This is a genomic window from Alcanivorax sp. HI0083 (assembly GCF_001635175.1).
Map to the genome: position 1 here is coordinate 1 of NZ_LWFX01000172.1, position 1,071 is coordinate 1,071.

At 59.2% G+C, this 1,071-nt stretch carries 1 protein-coding gene; it reads right to left on the reverse strand.

All coding sequences use genetic code 11. The annotated features are described in order from the left end of the window. Positions 1-1,029, reverse strand: a 1,029-nt coding sequence (locus A3754_RS01850) for a threonine--tRNA ligase (RefSeq protein WP_156496688.1), incomplete at its 3' end; no start/stop codon positions are given. Positions 1,030-1,071: the final 42 nt, after the last annotated feature.

Consider the following 1,071-nt stretch of genomic DNA (forward strand, 5'->3'; position numbering starts at 1 on the left):
GAAAATCTGCACGTGGCCCGGGCAGTTCATCGGCTTCACGGCCATTTCTTTGTGGTCGTGGGTGCAGACGGTGAACATGTCTTCGCCGTACTTGTCCCAGTGGCCGGACTGTTCCCAGAGGATGCGGTCCATCATCTGCGGGGTGGAGACTTCCTGATAGCCGCCTTTTTCCATCTTGCCGCGGATGTAGTTTTCCAGGTTCTGGCGCATGCGCCAGCCCTTCGGGTGCCAGAACATGCTGCCCACCGCTTCCTGCTGGATATGGAACAGGCCCATTTCCCTGGCGAGTTTGCGGTGGTCACGTTTTTCCGCTTCCTCAAGCTGCTTGAGGTGGGCGTTCAATTCTTTCTTGTCGCGCCAGGCGGTGCCGTAAATGCGCTGTAGCTGGGCATTGTTGGCATCGCCCCGCCAGTAGGCGCCGGCCACCTTGGTCAGCTTGAAACCGTCGCCCAGCTTGCTGGTGCTGGGCAGGTGTGGGCCGCGGCACAGGTCGATGAAATCGCCCTGGCGGTACAGGCTTACTTCCTGGTCGGCGGGCAGCTCGCGGATGATTTCGGCCTTGAATTCTTCGCCTTTCTCCAGGAAAAAGGCCACAGCTTCATCACGGTCCCAGACTTCACGGCGGATTTCCTCATTGCGGCGCACAATATCCTGCATGCGCTTTTCAATGGTTTTCAGGTCATCCGGAGTGAACGGGGTGTCCCGATGGAAGTCATAGTAGAAGCCGTTGGCAATGGTCGGGCCAATGGTCACCTGGGTATCCGGGAACAGCTCCTGCACGGCTTCGGCCATGACATGGGCGGCATCGTGGCGAATCAGTTCCAGGGCCTCGTCGGTCTCCCGGGTGATGATTTCCACCGTGGCGCCGTCGTCGATGGGCAGATAGACGTCGATCAGGTTGCCGTTGGCCTTGGCGGCCAGGGCTTGCTTGGCGAGTTTTTTGCTGATGCGTCCGGCGATTTCGAAGGCGGAGGCGGGTTGCTCAAACTCCATGCTTGCCCCATCGGGCAGTTGATAGCTCACACTCATGAGACAGGGGATCCAGGTGATTGGCTCAGAACCGGAAGATGG